2 protein-coding genes and 1 pseudogene are annotated in these 1,332 nt (G+C 52.7%); all 3 read right to left on the reverse strand.

Features of this window, described 5'->3' with window-relative positions:
• Positions 1-679: 679 nt before the first annotated feature.
• Positions 680-787, reverse strand: a pseudogene (locus AB0M26_RS31925) (hypothetical protein); the annotation flags it as partial.
• Between the two features lie 56 nt (positions 788-843).
• Positions 844-1,029 carry a major coat protein gene (locus tag AB0M26_RS31930; RefSeq protein WP_351386733.1) on the reverse strand — a complete coding sequence of 62 codons (186 nt, stop codon included), beginning with the start codon at positions 1,027-1,029 and terminating at the stop codon, positions 844-846.
• Between the two features lie 6 nt (positions 1,030-1,035).
• The gene (locus AB0M26_RS31935; protein ID WP_365266547.1) at positions 1,036-1,269 is read right to left on the reverse strand and encodes a TrmH family RNA methyltransferase; all 234 of its coding nucleotides are present in this window, start codon (positions 1,267-1,269) and stop codon (positions 1,036-1,038) included.
• Between the last annotated feature and the right edge of the window lie 63 nt (positions 1,270-1,332).

Below are 1,332 nucleotides of genomic sequence, written 5' to 3' on the forward strand. Positions count from 1 at the left end.
TGGTGAACGACTGCCGTTCGGCGACGGCCAGTTCCGCGTACCGGGTGGCACCCGCGGCGGAGGTCATGGCGACGACGTCCTCGTCGAAGCGGCGGCCGAAAAGTGCCACCTGACGCGCCCTGTAGCGGCGCATTAAGCGCGGCGGGTGTGGTGGTTACGCGCAGCGTGACCGCTACACTTGCCAGCGCCCTAGCGCCCGCTCCTTTCGCTTTCTTCCCTTCCTTTCTCGCCACGTTCGCCGGCTTTCCCCGTCAAGCTCTAAATCGGGGGCTCCCTTTAGGGTTCCGATTTAGTGCTTTACGGCACCTCGACCCCAAAAAACTTGATTAGGGTGATGGTTCACGTAGTGGGCCATCGCCCTGATAGACGGTTTTTCGCCCTTTGACGTTGGAGTCCACGTTCTTTAATAGTGGACTCTTGTTCCAAACTGGAACAACACTCAACCCTATCTCGGTCTATTCTTTTGATTTATAAGGGATTTTGCCGATTTCGGCCTATTGGTTAAAAAATGAGCTGATTTAACAAAAATTTAACGCGAATTTTAACAAAATATTAACGCTTACAATTTCCATTCGCCATTCAGGCTGCGCAACTGTTGGGAAGGGCGATCGGTGCGGGCCTCTTCGCTATTACGCCAGAGCTTGGCCGGATCTAAAGTTTTGTCGTCTTTCCAGACGTTAGTAAATGAATTTTCTGTATGAGGTTTTGCTAAACAACTTTCAACAGTTTCAGCGGAGTGAGAATAGAAAGGAACAACTAAAGGAATTGCGAATAATAATTTTTTCACGTTGAAAATCTCCAAAAAAAAAGGCTCCAAAAGGAGCCTTTAATTGTATCGGTTTATCAGCTTGCTTTCGAGGTGAATTTCTTAAACAGCTTGATACCGATAGTTGCGCCGACAATGACAACAACCATCGCCCACGCATAACCGATATATTCGGTCGCTGAGGCTTGCAGGGAGTCAAAGGCCGCTTTTGCGGGATCATCACTGACGAATCGAGGTCGAGGAACCGAGCGTCCGAGGAACAGAGGCGCTTATCGGTTGGCCGCGAGATTCCTGTCGATCCTCTCGTGCAGCGCGATTCCGAGGGAAACGGAAACGTTGAGAGACTCGGTCTGGCTCATCATGGGGATGGAAACCGAGGCGGAAGACGCCTCCTCGAACAGGTCGGAAGGCCCACCCTTTTCGCTGCCGAACAGCAAGGCCAGCCGATCCGGATTGTCCCCGAGTTCCTTCACGGAAATGTCGCCATCCGCCTTGAGCGTCATCAGCTGCACCGAGGTCTACCGCCGCGACACCTTCCACCTGATCACCTCCGGGCTCCGCGGCGG

The organism is Streptomyces sp. NPDC051776, from assembly GCF_040681345.1.
Lineage (GTDB): Bacteria > Actinomycetota > Actinomycetes > Streptomycetales > Streptomycetaceae > Streptomyces.